Genomic DNA, 14029 nt, shown 5'->3' with positions numbered 1-14029 from the left:
GAACACAACGCCACTTGCCTTCAAAATATAGTGGATTAACTTTAAACCGGTACGGCGTTGCCTCGCCTTAGCTCAAAGAGAACAATTCTCTAAGGTGCTGAAGCACCAAGTGAATCGGTTCCGTACTATCTGTACTGTCTGCGGCTTCGTCGCCTTGTCCTGATTTAAAGTTAATCCACTATACCGTGAAAAAAGTCGTCTGAAACCCGATTCCGTTTCAGACGACCTTTGTGTTCAAACCCCGTTAATCATATTTTTCGCAGCGGATGGCAGAATCTTCGCAGAACATCGCCGAAGTTTCCACATTGCAGGCGGTGCGGACGGCGCAGCGCGCTTCCCATTCGTTTTTCCCCGAAGCCTCAAACAACTTCTGGAACGGCTTGACGCTGCTCACATAAACCCGATTCGGGTTGTACTATTTTGACTTGGAAAGGCGTTTTTCCAATTTACTGATACGGGCTTCCAAAGCCTCTATCCGCTCATCCTCTCCGATGCCAGAACGCGCCTCCTGTACGGCAATCAAAGCCTCAATACGTGCCAGATCCGCAGCTAACCGCGCCAGTTCCGTTCCCATCTCAGCCTGTGCTGATTCCAACCGAGCCTGTTTGGCAGCCAAAGCCGAACTCTGAACATCCCGTTCGGTAACCGAAGCCGCATTGACAGCAGGCAAAACAGCGGCAAGCAACAGGGCAAAGAAAGATTTTTTCATGGTATATCTCTACGACAGTTAAAAAAACGGCATATTATATAGAAAACCCATATTGAATCAGCAGGCATTACCTTGCTTTGTCTGGATTTAAAGAGAATTTACCGAAACGCAGACAGAAATGCGACAAAGATGCCTCTCCCCACCGAAGCTCCTTTTCAGACGACCTTATACCCATTTCAAGCAAAAAACGTTAAAATTCCGCCATTAATCCATCCGACAGCAGCAAAAACATGAGCGCACAAATCCTCGCCGTCGCCAACCAAAAAGGCGGCGTCGGCAAAACCACCACCACCGTCAACCTCGCGGCATCGCTCGCCTCCAAAGGCAAACGCGTCCTCGTCATCGACCTCGACCCGCAAGGCAACGCCACCACAGGCAGCGGCATAGACAAAGCCCGCCTTGAAGAAGGCGTGTACCAAGTCGTATTGGGCGATACCGACATCAAGACTGCCGTCGTCCGCAGCGGAGACGGCAGCTACGACGTACTCGGCGCAAACCGCGCGCTTGCCGGTGCCGAAATCGAGCTGGTGCAAGAAATCGCCCGCGAAATCCGCCTCAAAAACGCCCTGCAAACTGTCGAAAACGACTACGACTTCGTCCTCATCGACTGCCCCCCTTCACTGACACTGCTCACGCTCAACGGACTCGTCGCCGCCAACGGCGTCATCGTACCCATGTTGTGCGAATACTATGCCCTAGAAGGCATCTCCGACCTCATCGCCACCGTGCGCAAAATCCGTCAGGCAATCAACCCGCGCCTCGACATCACCGGCATCGTCCGCACCCTCTACGACAGCCGCAGCCGCCTCGTCGTCGAAGTCAGCGAACAGCTTTTCCAACATTTCGGCAACCTGATGTTCCAAACCGTCATCCCCCGCAACGTCCGCCTCGCCGAAGCCCCCAGCCACGGCATGCCCGCGCTCGCCTACGATGCCAACGCCAAAGGCACCAAAGCCTACCTCGCCTTGGCGGAAGAACTGTTGGAGCGGACTAAAGGTTGAGTTAGCCTGAAAGATAAAAAGGTCGTCTGAAAACTTGATTTTCAAGTTTTCAGACGACCTTTTTCCATTATTAAGCCCATATTCTGACGAAAAGAATTGTCAACAATAATATCATTCGGATTAAAAATATTTAATTAATAAACAAAAAGTAGCTTTATGTAATACCATGATGCGTATAAATATTTTGATGGTTTTAAAAATGCCATATGTAAAAAATTCAAAAAACAAAAGGCTATTCTTTGACAATCTTTAACCCATCCCCTAATATCCAACAGTTTGATTCCGCAAAGCGGATTTAAGAAAAACATTTTTGAGATTTTGAGAGGTAAAACAATTATGGAATGGGAATTTAACAGTTACTACACGTTGATTGCCGCCACATTGGTTTTGTTGATTGGTAAGGTTTTGGTAAACAAAGTCAAATTCCTGCGCGATTTCAACATTCCCGAGCCTGTGGCAGGCGGCTTGATTGCTGCGATTGTCCTGTTTGCACTGCATCAAGCCTACGGCGTGAGCTTCAAATTTGAAAAACCGCTGCAAGATGCATTCATGCTGATTTTCTTCACTTCTATCGGTTTGAGCGCGGACTTTTCCCGCCTGAAAGCGGGCGGTCTGCCGTTGGTGATTTTCACCGCCGTCGTAGGGGCGTTTATCATCGTGCAGAACTTTGTCGGCGTCGGCTTGGCGAAGGTTTTAGGACTGGATCCGCTTATCGGTCTGATTACCGGCTCGATTACCCTGACCGGCGGACACGGTACGGCAGGTGCATGGGGACCTGACTTTGAAAACAAATTCGGCTTGGTCGGTGCTACCGGATTGGGTATGGCTTCCGCCACGTTCGGTTTGGTATTCGGCGGCCTGATCGGCGGTCCGGTTGCGCGCCGTCTGATCAACAAAATGGGACGCAAGCCCATCGAGCAAAGCGGACAAAAGGCAAATTCAGACGAACATGCCGACGACGTGTTCGAACAAGCGAAGCGCACCCGCCTGATTACCGCCGAATCCGCCGTCGAAACGCTTGCCATGTTTGCAGCGTGTTTGGCATTTGCCGAAATTGTGGACGGCTTCGACAAAGAATATCTGTATGACTTGCCGAAATTCGTATGGTGTCTGTTTGCCGGTGTCGTCATCCGCAACATTCTGACTTCTGCGTTTAAAGTCAATATGTTCGACCGCGCCATCGACGTATTCGGCAATGCCTCCCTGTCGCTTTTCCTTGCAATGGCGCTTTTGAACCTGAAATTGTGGGAACTGACCGGTCTGGCGGGTCCTGTAACCATCATTCTCGCCGTACAAACCGTCGTGATGATTCTGTACGCGACATTCGCCACCTACGTTTTTATGGGACGCGACTACGATGCGGCGGTTTTGGCGGCAGGACACTGCGGCTTCGGCTTGGGCGCAACGCCGACCGCCGTTGCCAATATGCAGTCCATCACTCAGACCTTCGGTCCTTCGCACAAAGCCTTCTTGATTGTGCCTATGGTCGGCGCGTTCTTCGTGGACTTGATTAACGCAGCAATCCTTTCCGGTTTTGTAAATGTCATTACCAAATAAGTAAGCATTTATAACGTTTCGTTGAAAAAGCACTTGCAACATTTACTTGTTGCAAGTGCTTTTGTTATGATGGTCGTCTGAACGACAAAACGATGCGGTTTCCGAGCCGTATCAAGGAGTATTATTTATGCACAAAAAACTGCTGGCTTTACCGCTTATCGCCCTGATGTTGGCGGCGTGCGGCAAAGAAGAACCCAAGCAGGCTTTGGAGTGTGGCAATCCTGCCGCCATTCAAAGTATCCGCAACCAAATCCAAGAAACCATCAAGCGCGAGGCGCGTTCCTTTGTCCGTGCCGACAGCCGCCAATTTGTCGATGCCGATAAAATCATTGCTGCCGGCTCCGAGTTGAATATCGTCTTGGACAATCCGCAAGAAATTACGGAAGACAACAAATCCTTGTGCAGCGCCGATTTGAAAATCCAAATTCCTGCCGAAGTATTGCGTACCGCCGATGCCAACAGTCCGCTGATTTACAGCAATACCGGCTTGACCGAAATGCTTCAGCAGAAAATCATGGGCAGCAACCTGAGCTTTGAGAACAACACGTTCTCAACCAGCGTCCGCTATACGCCCGATCCGAAAGTCGGTACGGTTTCTTTGGAAGACAATACCGTCAACATGACTGCGCAAACCCTGTCTTCCTTACTGCTGCCTTACGGTGTCAAAAGCATCGTGATGATAGACGGTAAGGCAGTCAGCAAAGAAGAGGCAATCAAAATCCTGCAAAGCAAAGCCGCTGAAGAGCCACCTGTCGCCAAAGCAGAAGATATTTTGGAAAACAACGCGGCGAGCCAAGCTTCGGGCGTACCGCCTGCCGCGGGCCTTGAAACCGAAATCCTGCGTCCTGACGGCGAAGAGAAGCAGGAGCAGCCTTCGTTCTCTCAAAGCGACTTAGATAATGCCCGTTCGCAAAACCATCAGGCAGAGGCGGAAATCAAAGGCGTATGGGACGGCATGGAGCGTACTGTCCAACAGGAAATGCTGGCAGAACAACGCGCTTGGATTCAAACCAAAAACCAAAACTGCCAACAGGCGGCAGCAAGGGCGGACAGTCCGGCGCAAAACGAATACCTCAAGCTCCAATGCGATACCCGCATGACGCGCGAGCGTACCCAATATCTGCGCGGCTATTCGATCAACTGACGCTGCAAAGCCGATGGCAGGCGGGTGTTGATAAGCCTTCTGTCCGTTATTAAAAGGTCGTCTGAAATGCTGTTTGGCATTTCAGACGACCTTTGTATTGCGGTACAATCCACATTGCTCGTTGCATAATATAGTGGATTAAATTTAAACCAGTACGGCGTTGCCTATCTGTACTGTCTGCGGCTTCGTCGCCTTGTCCTGATTTAAATTTAATCCACTATAAAAGCATCAGATGAAGCACCGAGTCAATCTCATTTTTTCCGTAAACCATAAGAAAGCACATTGATGAAAACCCTCGCATTCCTCCTGCTAACAAGCTTTTCCCTGCACGCTGCCGCACAAGATTATTTTCTGACGGAAGACCGTCTCAGCAGCGGCTCATTGACACTCAACGGCAAACAGGTTTCTGTCAATACAGTCAATCCAAACGGCCATGTCTGTAATTATGAAGGCACAATCAAAAACCGTACCAGCAAAAACCGTAATGGCTGCGTCGTACATTTTTCCTTTACCAACAACAGCGTGAAGCTGAACATTCCTGATTCAGCCCGCGAAGCCTGCCAAGAATACTGCGGACATAATGCATCTTTCGAGGCGACCTATGAAAAATTGCCTGCCGCCTGTTCTGCAAAAGGCGCGGCAGCAATGGAAAAACGTTTTCAGGCCGCCTATCAGGGCAAACGCTACCGCGATGCTGTCGCTATCAAACAACGTTATCTCAACGAATGCGACAAGTTCCTCGATCTGACCGAATGGATGCGGACGCTGAACGACTTGTCCGTCAGCTATAAAAATGCTGGAGACAAAGCGGCATGCCGCAAGGCGCTTGCCCCGATGGACAAATGGCTGGAGGGTTACCAGCGGAGCTACCTCTACGAAGAAGCATACAAACGAGAAGCCGCTGCCGCACAATTTAATTTGAAGCAATGCAGCGACAAATAATCGCCGCCCGTCATCGAATCCCACGCTAGTCAGGGAATAGGAAAAGTTCGCCTCTTCGGCAAACAAGGTTGTCTGAAAACAAACGCCGCAGGTTGTGTTCAACCTGAAGCCGTTTTCAGACGACCTTTTATCTGGTTTGGAAAGCCGGCGTATTAAATTTAAATCAGAGCGGGCAGTGCAGTGCCGTACGGGGTTGAACTTAACCCATACCCCTTTCAAACAAAACGGGCGGCTTGGATGGCCGCCCGTTTGTTTGTCCCGTTGTTTATTTGATGATTTGGTTCAGCTCGCCTTTGGCGTAGCGGTTTGCCATTTTCTCAAGGGAAACGGGTTTGATTTTGCCTGCCTGACCTTCGCAACCGAATGCGAGGTAGCGGTCGAGACAGATTTGTTTCATGGCTTCGACGGTTTTGCTCAGGTATTTGCGCGGGTCGAATTCGGACGGGTTTTCTGCCATGAAGCGGCGGATGGCGCCTGTGGAGGCGAGGCGCAGGTCGGTGTCGATATTGACTTTGCGCACGCCGTGTTTGATGCCTTCGACGATTTCTTCTACGGGTACGCCGTAGGTTTCGCCGATTTTGCCGCCGTATTCGTTGATGACTTTCAGCCATTCTTGGGGAACGGAGCTGGAGCCGTGCATGACGATGTGGGTATTGGGCAGGGCTTGGTGGATTTCTTTGATGCGGTCGATGCGCAATACGTCGCCGGTGGGCGGACGGGTGAATTTGTATGCGCCGTGGCTGGTACCGACGGCGATGGCGAGCGCGTCCACGCCGGTGTCTTTAACAAAGCGCACGGCATCTTCGACGCTGGTGAGCATTTGATCGTGGGAGAGTTTGCCTGCCGCGCCTACGCCGTCTTCTTCGCCTGCTTCGCCGGTTTCGAGGTTGCCCAATACGCCGATTTCGCCTTCGACGGATACGCCGCAGGCGTGGGAGAAGTTAACGACGGTACGGGTGGCGTTGACGTTGTATTCGTAGGTGGACGGGGTTTTGCCGTCTTCGAGCAGCGAGCCGTCCATCATGACGGAGGAGAAGCCCAGTTGGATGGAGCGTTGGCACACGTCGGGCGATGCGCCGTGGTCTTGGTGCATGACGACGGGGATGTGCGGGAATTCTTCAACGGCTGCCAGAATCAGGTGGCGTAAAAACGGCGCACCTGCATATTTGCGCGCGCCGGCGGATGCTTGAACGATAACGGGGGCGTTGACTTGGTCTGCGGCTTCCATGATGGCGCGCATTTGTTCGAGGTTGTTGACGTTGAATGCGGGCAGGCCGTAGCTGTTTTCGGCGGCATGGTCGAGCAGTTGGCGCATGGATACGAGTGCCATTTAAATCTCCTTGGTGAGGTAGCGGGATGGTGATGTGGGAAATTATAATGTTTTTCTTATTAAAAAACTACACAGGGCTACATCAGTTTTATATATTAATGAGATTTTGGGCGGCTGCGGCGGGCAAACGGTGCGGTCGGTATTTGTCTGACATGGTTTATAATAACAGTTTGTTTTCGGGGTCGTCTGAAACGGCGGCGGGAGGTGTGTGATGGCTAAGTTTGCAGTGGCGGATGTGGATGCGGTGTTGTTTCAGACGACCTTGTGCGTGCAGGTGGGCGATGTGAATTACGGCGGCCATCTGGCGAACGATGCCGTTTTGCGTTTGTGCCACGAGGTGCGGATGCGCTGGCTGACAGGTTTGGGCTGGAGCGAAACGGACGCGGGCGGCGCGGGGCTGATTATGGCGGACGCGGCGGTGCAATATTTGGCACAAGGTTTTTACGGCGATGAATTGTCGGCGGAAATGGGCGTCGAGGACATCGGCAAGGGCGGGTTCGCGCTGCTCTTCCGCCTGACGCGCATCGCGGACGGCAAGGTGCTGGCGCGGGCGCGCACGGGCATGGTGTGTTTCGATTATGCGCGCCAAAAGGTTTGCCGGTTGCCGCAGGCTTTGAAAACCGTGTTGGAGGTCGTCTGAAAATGTTGACGCGCGATTTCGGACTGTCTTTGGACGGCTATTTGAAAATGTTGGGGCAACAGGGCAAGTCGGCGCACACGCTGTCTGCCTACGGGCGCGATTTGACCGAACTCGTGCGGCTTTTGACGGAAGGGTCGTCTGAAACGGCGCAGGATTTGACGCGGCGCGATTTTGTGGCGGCGTTGAAACGGCTGTCGCAACAAGGCTTGAGCGAACGGACGCTGGCGCGCAAATTGTCGGCGTGGCGGCAATATTGCGGCTGGCTCGTGCAGTCGGACATGATGGACAACGACCCGACCTTCAACCTGAAAGCCCCGCGCCTGCCCGAACGCCTGCCCAAAGCCCTGCCGCAGGAAGAGTTAAACCATATGCTCGACAGTGCGCCCGTTGATGACAGTTTGGCAGTGCGCGACCATGCCTTGTTTGAACTGATGTACGGCAGCGGCCTGCGCCTGAGCGAGATACACGGCTTGGATTTGGGCGATGTGTTGCTGGACGAAGGCTGGGTAAGCGTAACCGGCAAAGGCAGGAAAGAGCGGCAAGTCCCGCTGTCGGGCAAAAGCGTCGAAGCCTTGCGCGCCTACCTGTCCGAACGCGTGGCGGCAGACGGCGAAACCGCGCTCTTTACCGGCAAAAACGGCACGCGGCTCGGACAGCGGCAAATCCAAAAACGCCTTCAGGCATGGGCGGTGCAGCAGGGCAGCGGGCAACACATTTCCCCGCACATGATGCGCCACAGCTACGCCAGCCACCTTTTGCAATCCTCGCGCGACATCCGCGCCGTGCAAGAACTGTTGGGACACAGCAACCTCTCGACCACGCAGATTTACACCAAGCTGGATTTCGACCATCTGGCCAAGGTTTACGACGAGGGACATCCGCGGGCGAAACGGAAAAAGTGAAGGGGGCGGTTTGAGAGGTTCCATCTCTAATGCTTGGCATACGCAAAGGTCGTCTGAAACCGTTTCAGACGACCTTTAAACCTCTAAACATCCCATCCGACATCAATCCTCCCGCTTGCGTACCTCCGCAGGCGTGCAGTCGAAATATTGCTTGAATGCCTGCGTGAAGCTGGATGTGTGTCCGTAGCCGCAACGGTAGGCGATTTCGCTGATGCTCTCTTTGCCTGTCGTCAACGCATACAGCGCATATTGCATGTGTTTGTGCCGCAGCCAGTCGCTGACGGTAATCCCGAAATAATCCCGCAGGCGGCGTTGCAGCGTCCGTTCGCTGACGTGCAGTGCGGCGGCGAGTTCCGCCACTTGGTGCGCGCCTTGGTCAAATGCCTGATTCAAACCATGCACAAACCCGCCCCCATCCGACGGGCGAACCGTCCCGCCTGATTTTTCAGACGATGGCGACAACGGATAACGGCTGCAAAAATCGCGCCACAATCCCGCGAGCAACTGCAAAGCATCGGCTTCGCGCTGCAAAACATCGCCCAGACCGTCGCCTTGCGCCGACAGCATCAAACTGTTTTCCGCCAAAGCGCGCAATTCATCGCTCAAATGCCAATGACGCACCGTCTCGCGGTAAACCGCCGGCAGCATCGCCGCGTATTGCGGTTGCGACAGCCATTGCTCTATGCCTTTCAACGTGATTTTCGCTGTTTTTTCCCCTTGGTAGAGATAACGGCTGAACAAAATCTCCTCCTCCGCAGCAATCAACACCACCCGTCCGCCGTCAGCCTCAATCTGATAGCGGTTTTGATTGATGGCGAAATCCAAACGCCCCTCCAGCAGCAGGATGAACGAAATATAAGGCTCGGCAAGCTGCGTGCTTTGGAAATCCTTTTGCGCGGTCACGCAGCCGCCATGCAGGGAAATGCCGCTGTGCAGCGTATCGAAACGGTAATTGCCGCTCAGATAATCGCTGCCGCCGCCTTGTTGCACCAGTCGGACGAAATGCTGGCTGTTTAAAGAGTCTCTTTCCATAAATCATTTTATTTTCAACAGACTGCCAAACACAATAACACCGATTTCCCTTCAGGTAAACTGACACGAAGGTCGTCTGAAAACCAAGTCCGCGCCCTTGTTCCCCAAACGCTTCCGATAAAAAAGGGGAGGTCGGTTGTAGGGGGATGATGGAACGCAGATACAAAAAGGTCGTCTGAAAACCTGATTTCCAAAGTTTTCAGACGACCTTTGCTATGTTTGGCTGTTAAGCGGCGGCAACGGTAAAGCGTTCAAACAAATGCGCTTTGTTTTCTACGTCGTCAGCGATGGCGACCGCCAAATCCGCCACGCTGATGCCTGCCGGAATTTCACCGTCCATCAGCAAATCGTCTTTGCCCAAGCGGTATTTGCCGGTTTTGTCTTCGCTGAAACCGCCGTCCGCGCCCAGTCGTGCCGGAGGGGAAACGAAAGACCAGTTCACATCGCGGCGCGGCAGGAGTGCCGTCAAGAGGTGGCGTGCGGCATTGGCGCCGTCGTAAATGGCTTTGGGAAAGTCAGGCGTATCGACAACTTGCAAATCAGGTGCGGCATACAGGCTGCCTGCGCCGCCGACAATCAAGAGATACGGTACTTGCGCCGCTTTTGCCGCTTCGACGATGCTGTTTGCGCCGCGTGTAAAATCCGCGCCGATATTGGGATTGGTCCAGCCGGGATTGAACGCGCTGACCACAGCGTCAAAACCGGCCAGCTTGCCGGCGAAGTCCGCCGCGTTCACATCTGCGGAGACGGCGGCAACATTTTGCGCTTGGAACACTTTATCCGTATTACGGGCGAAAGCGGTCACTTCATGACCGCGACCTGCCAATTCTTGAACCACTGCGTTGCCAACATAACCTGTTGCGCCGATGACTGCGATTTTCATGTTTGACTCCTTGTTGAGGTGTGATTGATTAGATGAACGCATTGTAAGGTCGTCTGAAACGCTTGATAATCGCTGTTTTGCTGTTGTTATTATAAAGTTGAGCTAAATAATAGGATGAAAAAAGGTCGTCTGAAACGGGGTTTAAAGTTTCAGACGACCTGTTGTCAGTGGATGGACTCGATGCCGGTAATGTTTCCCTTGGGATCAAACGAGACACAGAAATAGTATTCGCCGTCAGGCACCAATGCATCGTCATCATTGTGAAACACGATATCGAAATCCTGATCGAAAAAATCCAATTTTTGCAGCTTTAAGTCTTGGAGGAAGCTTTCCGCCGTCGGATGCGGATTGGGAAAAAATCCGTCTTTGGTGCGGATGCCGTTGTGTTTGCGGATATGTTCGAGCAGGTAGGTGTTTAGGGAGGCATAGAGTTGCGTCTGTTGGGCAAATACTTCCGGCAAGCGTTTGAGCGTACCGCCCGCCGGTTTGTCGCCCTCTGCGTTCAAAGACAATTTCACAGGCAGCCCCGCCCATTCTGCCTTGGCTTCGAAATTTTCCATAAATGTGTTTAATCTGAATGTTGCCAGCGGATGGGTAAACAAAACGGGATTCAGATATTCGCGGCGTAGGTTTTCCAATTCTTGATTGTGTGCATCGCTTTCGAGTACCTCAACTAAAAGTATATGGCTCAACCACTCGCTTCCGAATGGTTCCCAATCCATGGCTAACTTACTTCGGATACGGTATACAGTCAGTGGCTTGAGCGTCTGAAATGAACAGTTTTTAAAGGGGTTGTTTGCATCGTCTTCAGCCCAGGTCAGCTTGTATACGGGCTGATCCATGAACGTACCGCTTTTAACATGGACATAGCCTAAAATTGGGCAGCTTTTGGCTTGGAATTGTTTTTTGCCGCCACCTATGCCCGCATTAATCCTGAATATTCCTATTTCAGGGTCGAAATCGGAAGTCAAAACCAGCATTTCTTCCGGTTCGTTGGCAAATAAGTCGGCATAAACCGCCGTATTCAAATTCAAAGCCGCCAAACGCGCGCGCTCTTGTTCATCTTCGGCAGAAGGGCCGATACCCAAAAAACGCAGCAGGCGCGTCAGTATGCCTTCGCGTTTGACGCGGCCCGGTTCGTCGAAAGAAGCCATCATAAAATCCTTTTAAAATGTGAACATCAATTGGCGGTATACCTGAAAAAGGGTAGATATGCAAATGGCGATAAACGAATATGGCTCAACCACCCAATCAGTTCCGCGCCGATTTTTCATCCGCGCTATATAATCTGCAGTATTGCCAACAGGTCGTCTGAAAACCCCGATTCCAACCTGGTAAACACCATGCAAGACATCAAACCCCTGCTCGTTTTCGCCGCCGTCCTCGAACACGGCAGCATGAACGCCGCCGCTGCCGCGCTGGGCATGACCCCGTCTGCCGTCAGCCAGCACATCAACCGCCTCGAAACCCTGCACGGCATCAAGCTGTTAAACCGCAGCACGCGCAGCCTTTCGCCGACCGATGCCGGCCGCGCCTTGGGCGAATACTGCCGCCGCCTCGCCGCCACCCTTGCCGATACGCGTACCGTTATCGACAACCTCAAAACCGAACCCGTCGGCGAATTGCGTATCTCCCTGACTTCCAGCGTTATCGGTTCCCGCGCTTTTCAGACGGCATTTTCACGATTGCAAACTGAGTTTCCCAAAATCCGCCCCGTCCTCAATTTCAGCGACACTTTGGATGACCTGCAACACAATCAGACCGATATCGCCATACGCGGCGGCGACCGCGCTTTGGACGATCCCAATTTGGTCGCGCGCCATCTCGTTACCTGGCCGTACACCGTTTGCGCCGCGCCCGATTATCTCGACCGCCATCCGCCCATCACCCATCCCTCGCAGCTTCATGCCCACCGCTGGCTGCACTTCCTGCCCGTGCGCACGACCTTGCAACACGGTGGAGAAAGCTATTTCCTCGACATCGCCGACAGCATTGCCTGCACGCATCTTGCCGCCGTGCGCAGCCTAACCGAAAGCGGTTTCGGTTTATCTTTGCAAGTGGGCGGCGAAGTTCGGGAAAAAATCGCCCAAGGTCGTCTGAAAACCGTTTTGCCCGAGTGGACGCTGCCGCCGGTCAGCCTCTATTTGGTGACGCCTTACCGCGTCCAGTCCGCCAAAACCGAAGCTGCCGTCCGTATCTTCACGGAAAGTTTCGCCAAGGAAGCAGACGCATGAACGCGGAAAATTGGCGCGTTTACCTGATTCTGTGTGAAAACGGCGCGCTTTACTGCGGCATCAGCAACCGCCCGCAAGAGCGGTTCGCTGCCCACCTCGCCGGCAAAGGCGCGAAATACACGCGTCTGAACAAACCGACGGCGATGCGTATCGTTTCAGACGACCTCTCCAAAAGCGAGGCGCTGAAACGGGAAATTACCATCAAAAAACTGACGGCAGGGAAGAAGCGGGAATTGTGGGAAGCGGCGGCGGGAAATGCGGTTGCTTTAGAATAGCGGGTTTTGCCGCAAAATAGGCTTATGTCGGTAAGGGAAGAAACTTCTGCGGATGAGTAGGTAAAAATTCATATTGGATGTTATCATTCTTCATATCTTAAAGGGCTTGAGCCAAAATGAATGGGTATTTAAGGAAAGATATGATTTTTTCTCAACTCAACCGCGCAATCTTATTCGTATTTTCACTCACGGCTTTGGCGGCTTGCGGCGTCGGACCGGCAGCTTCCCAAGAAACACTTGCTGATCAAAACAGCAAAAAAGAGCCTGCCGTATCGTCCCAAAAAACCGACAAGGATAAGTGCTACATCAATTATCCTAAGGAACAGAAGCATTTGGCAGAGGCGGAATGTTTAACCTTGCCTATTTCATCTAAAACCTGGTTTCAATCCTACCCGAGACTGTCAAATGGTTTTCTGGATTTGAATAAGATTAAGGCGCCAAAGGATGTTAAAGAATATATATATGCTGTTCCAACAAGTGTCCCCGAGCATGCAAAAGTTTTGGGTGTGATTCCCTATAATGATTCATTTGCATGGCTTGTTGTTGCCATTAATGGGGAATCGGAAGAATCTGAAGGAAATAGCATTGTTGAACAAAAATATGATATTTATCCGGTCAATAGAAAGGATGGAAGCATAGTTCAAGACCATACCGGTCTTCCAACTTTAGGCTCGATAGATGTGATATATGAATCATTCTATGACAATAAAAAATTGTTGCGCCCACCCTTCAATTTTAAAAAAATAGATGGAATACTGAGTTACCATGTAGCAGATACCTTGTCCTTGAAGCCGCAAGGAAAGTGTGTGATGGAATTTGAACTCGGCAAAGAGTTTGTATTAAAAACAGATAGGGTCTGCTATGAATTTCATCAGGGTAAAAAATCCATATCTTCTAAGGATAAGACGGTTTGGAAGCTAAATCCGGAAAGTATGGAATTTGAAGATCAAGAATTGTCATCAGAAAATTAAAAGCCGTATCACATTAATATTTTGGATTGATTGGAATCTGCCTCAAGTCGGATAAGTTTTTAAGCCGCATGAAACTGAAAATACGCGGATGGCGGGTGTGCAGAGACTGCATAGTTGTTTGATTTTGGATGATTGAACCACCCTGAGAGGTCGTCTGAAAAAGGGTATCCAACGGATTGTAAATAGGAATTTCCGTTGAAGTCGATTTTTCAGACGACCTTTTTGTAACGGTCATTCTGATTTTATAGTGGATTAACTTTAAACCAGTACGGCGTTGCCTCGCCTTGTCTTGATTTAAATTTAATCCACTGAGACCTTTGCAAAATTTCTTTTCCTCCAACAACCGAAACCCAAAAACAGGTTTTCGGCTGTTTTCTCCCCCAATCACTCCTAATTTTACCCAAATACC

At 51.5% G+C, this 14029-nt stretch carries 16 protein-coding genes; 10 read left to right on the top strand and 6 right to left on the bottom strand.

All coding sequences use genetic code 11. The annotated features are described in order from the left end of the window. Positions 1-266 precede the first annotated feature (266 nt). The gene (locus tag HMPREF1051_RS15430) at positions 267-398 is read left to right on the top strand and encodes a hypothetical protein (RefSeq protein ID WP_269208432.1); all 132 of its coding nucleotides are present in this window, start codon (positions 267-269) and stop codon (positions 396-398) included. 17 nt (positions 399-415) lie between these two features. Here HMPREF1051_RS15430 and HMPREF1051_RS03275 read toward each other — a convergent pair whose 3' ends face one another. Next, the gene (locus tag HMPREF1051_RS03275; RefSeq protein ID WP_003764408.1) at positions 416-709 is read right to left on the bottom strand and encodes a hypothetical protein; all 294 of its coding nucleotides are present in this window, start codon (positions 707-709) and stop codon (positions 416-418) included. Between the two features lie 230 nt (positions 710-939). Here HMPREF1051_RS03275 and HMPREF1051_RS03270 point away from each other — a divergent pair, with 230 nt between their 5' ends. The 4 genes from HMPREF1051_RS03270 to HMPREF1051_RS03255 all read left to right on the top strand — a co-directional run bounded on the left by HMPREF1051_RS03270 (position 940) and on the right by HMPREF1051_RS03255 (position 5353). Beyond that, on the top strand, positions 940-1710 hold the full coding sequence (locus tag HMPREF1051_RS03270) for a ParA family protein (protein ID WP_003741993.1): 771 nt from the start codon (positions 940-942) through the stop codon (positions 1708-1710). Between the two features lie 336 nt (positions 1711-2046). Continuing rightward, complete coding sequence (gltS, locus tag HMPREF1051_RS03265; protein ID WP_036491566.1) at positions 2047-3267, top strand: sodium/glutamate symporter; 1221 nt, start codon at positions 2047-2049, stop codon at positions 3265-3267. 127 nt (positions 3268-3394) lie between these two features. Further along, positions 3395-4411 (top strand): lysozyme inhibitor LprI family protein, encoded by a 1017-nt coding sequence (locus HMPREF1051_RS03260; RefSeq protein WP_003761924.1) that lies wholly within the window; start codon positions 3395-3397, stop codon positions 4409-4411. A gap of 285 nt (positions 4412-4696) precedes the next feature. Then, on the top strand, positions 4697-5353 hold the full coding sequence (locus HMPREF1051_RS03255) for a hypothetical protein (protein ID WP_003764425.1): 657 nt from the start codon (positions 4697-4699) through the stop codon (positions 5351-5353). 265 nt (positions 5354-5618) lie between these two features. On the opposite strand, the gene fba is transcribed toward HMPREF1051_RS03255, so the two are convergent. After that, complete coding sequence (gene fba, locus HMPREF1051_RS03250; RefSeq protein ID WP_003761919.1) at positions 5619-6683, bottom strand: class II fructose-bisphosphate aldolase; 1065 nt, start codon at positions 6681-6683, stop codon at positions 5619-5621. Positions 6684-6894: 211 nt separating this feature from the next. On the opposite strand from fba, the gene HMPREF1051_RS03240 reads away from it, so the two are divergent. Both HMPREF1051_RS03240 and xerC read left to right on the top strand, forming a co-directional pair. After that, positions 6895-7323, top strand: a complete 429-nt coding sequence (locus tag HMPREF1051_RS03240; protein WP_036491561.1) for an acyl-CoA thioesterase — start codon at positions 6895-6897, stop codon at positions 7321-7323. Between the two features lie 2 nt (positions 7324-7325). Further along, on the top strand, positions 7326-8225 hold the full coding sequence (gene xerC / locus HMPREF1051_RS03235; protein ID WP_036491558.1) for a tyrosine recombinase XerC: 900 nt from the start codon (positions 7326-7328) through the stop codon (positions 8223-8225). 102 nt (positions 8226-8327) lie between these two features. Here the strand turns inward: xerC and HMPREF1051_RS03230 are convergent, their stop codons facing one another. The 3 genes from HMPREF1051_RS03230 to HMPREF1051_RS03220 all read right to left on the bottom strand — a co-directional run bounded on the left by HMPREF1051_RS03230 (position 8328) and on the right by HMPREF1051_RS03220 (position 11294). Then, positions 8328-9257 carry a helix-turn-helix transcriptional regulator gene (locus tag HMPREF1051_RS03230; RefSeq protein WP_003764410.1) on the bottom strand — a complete coding sequence of 310 codons (930 nt, stop codon included), beginning with the start codon at positions 9255-9257 and terminating at the stop codon, positions 8328-8330. Between the two features lie 226 nt (positions 9258-9483). After that, positions 9484-10140, bottom strand: a complete 657-nt coding sequence (locus HMPREF1051_RS03225) for an NAD(P)-dependent oxidoreductase (protein WP_003764431.1) — start codon at positions 10138-10140, stop codon at positions 9484-9486. Between the two features lie 164 nt (positions 10141-10304). Next, on the bottom strand, positions 10305-11294 hold the full coding sequence (locus HMPREF1051_RS03220) for a DUF7021 domain-containing protein (protein ID WP_003764404.1): 990 nt from the start codon (positions 11292-11294) through the stop codon (positions 10305-10307). A gap of 189 nt (positions 11295-11483) precedes the next feature. Between HMPREF1051_RS03220 and HMPREF1051_RS03215 the strand changes: the two genes are divergently transcribed. The 3 genes from HMPREF1051_RS03215 (at position 11484) to HMPREF1051_RS03205 (ending at position 13620) form a co-directional block, all read left to right on the top strand. After that, positions 11484-12374: a LysR family transcriptional regulator gene (locus HMPREF1051_RS03215; RefSeq protein ID WP_036491557.1), complete on the top strand. Its 891-nt coding sequence runs from the start codon at positions 11484-11486 to the stop codon at positions 12372-12374. Next, positions 12371-12649 carry a GIY-YIG nuclease family protein gene (locus HMPREF1051_RS03210; protein ID WP_003764427.1) on the top strand — a complete coding sequence of 93 codons (279 nt, stop codon included), beginning with the start codon at positions 12371-12373 and terminating at the stop codon, positions 12647-12649. The genes HMPREF1051_RS03215 and HMPREF1051_RS03210 overlap by 4 nt, the downstream gene beginning before the upstream one ends. Positions 12650-12789: 140 nt before the next feature. Beyond that, positions 12790-13620, top strand: coding sequence for a hypothetical protein (locus HMPREF1051_RS03205; RefSeq protein WP_003764416.1), 831 nt, complete (start codon positions 12790-12792; stop codon positions 13618-13620). Positions 13621-13633: 13 nt separating this feature from the next. On the opposite strand, the gene HMPREF1051_RS15080 is transcribed toward HMPREF1051_RS03205, so the two are convergent. After that, on the bottom strand, positions 13634-14029 hold a 396-nt coding region (locus tag HMPREF1051_RS15080), incomplete at its 5' end, for a hypothetical protein (RefSeq protein ID WP_231286248.1).

Source organism: Neisseria sicca VK64, assembly GCF_000260655.1.
In the GTDB taxonomy this organism is placed as follows: domain Bacteria; phylum Pseudomonadota; class Gammaproteobacteria; order Burkholderiales; family Neisseriaceae; genus Neisseria; species Neisseria sicca_B.
The sequence above is the reverse complement of the archived record's forward strand: the minus strand, read 5'-3'. Positions and strand labels throughout refer to the sequence as shown.

What these genes read in the sequence shown, in the direction of transcription:
- HMPREF1051_RS15430 (WP_269208432.1), top strand. Translation starts at nt 267, where the DNA reads ATGGCAGAATCTTCGCAGAACATCGCCGAAGTTTCCACATTGCAGGCG.
- HMPREF1051_RS03275 (WP_003764408.1), bottom strand. Translation starts at nt 709, where the DNA reads ATGAAAAAATCTTTCTTTGCCCTGTTGCTTGCCGCTGTTTTGCCTGCT.
- HMPREF1051_RS03270 (WP_003741993.1), top strand. Translation starts at nt 940, where the DNA reads ATGAGCGCACAAATCCTCGCCGTCGCCAACCAAAAAGGCGGCGTCGGC.
- gltS (WP_036491566.1), top strand. Translation starts at nt 2,047, where the DNA reads ATGGAATGGGAATTTAACAGTTACTACACGTTGATTGCCGCCACATTG.
- HMPREF1051_RS03260 (WP_003761924.1), top strand. Translation starts at nt 3,395, where the DNA reads ATGCACAAAAAACTGCTGGCTTTACCGCTTATCGCCCTGATGTTGGCG.
- HMPREF1051_RS03255 (WP_003764425.1), top strand. Translation starts at nt 4,697, where the DNA reads ATGAAAACCCTCGCATTCCTCCTGCTAACAAGCTTTTCCCTGCACGCT.
- fba (WP_003761919.1), bottom strand. Translation starts at nt 6,683, where the DNA reads ATGGCACTCGTATCCATGCGCCAACTGCTCGACCATGCCGCCGAAAAC.
- HMPREF1051_RS03240 (WP_036491561.1), top strand. Translation starts at nt 6,895, where the DNA reads ATGGCTAAGTTTGCAGTGGCGGATGTGGATGCGGTGTTGTTTCAGACG.
- xerC (WP_036491558.1), top strand. Translation starts at nt 7,326, where the DNA reads ATGTTGACGCGCGATTTCGGACTGTCTTTGGACGGCTATTTGAAAATG.
- HMPREF1051_RS03230 (WP_003764410.1), bottom strand. Translation starts at nt 9,257, where the DNA reads ATGGAAAGAGACTCTTTAAACAGCCAGCATTTCGTCCGACTGGTGCAA.
- HMPREF1051_RS03225 (WP_003764431.1), bottom strand. Translation starts at nt 10,140, where the DNA reads ATGAAAATCGCAGTCATCGGCGCAACAGGTTATGTTGGCAACGCAGTG.
- HMPREF1051_RS03220 (WP_003764404.1), bottom strand. Translation starts at nt 11,294, where the DNA reads ATGGCTTCTTTCGACGAACCGGGCCGCGTCAAACGCGAAGGCATACTG.
- HMPREF1051_RS03215 (WP_036491557.1), top strand. Translation starts at nt 11,484, where the DNA reads ATGCAAGACATCAAACCCCTGCTCGTTTTCGCCGCCGTCCTCGAACAC.
- HMPREF1051_RS03210 (WP_003764427.1), top strand. Translation starts at nt 12,371, where the DNA reads ATGAACGCGGAAAATTGGCGCGTTTACCTGATTCTGTGTGAAAACGGC.
- HMPREF1051_RS03205 (WP_003764416.1), top strand. Translation starts at nt 12,790, where the DNA reads ATGATTTTTTCTCAACTCAACCGCGCAATCTTATTCGTATTTTCACTC.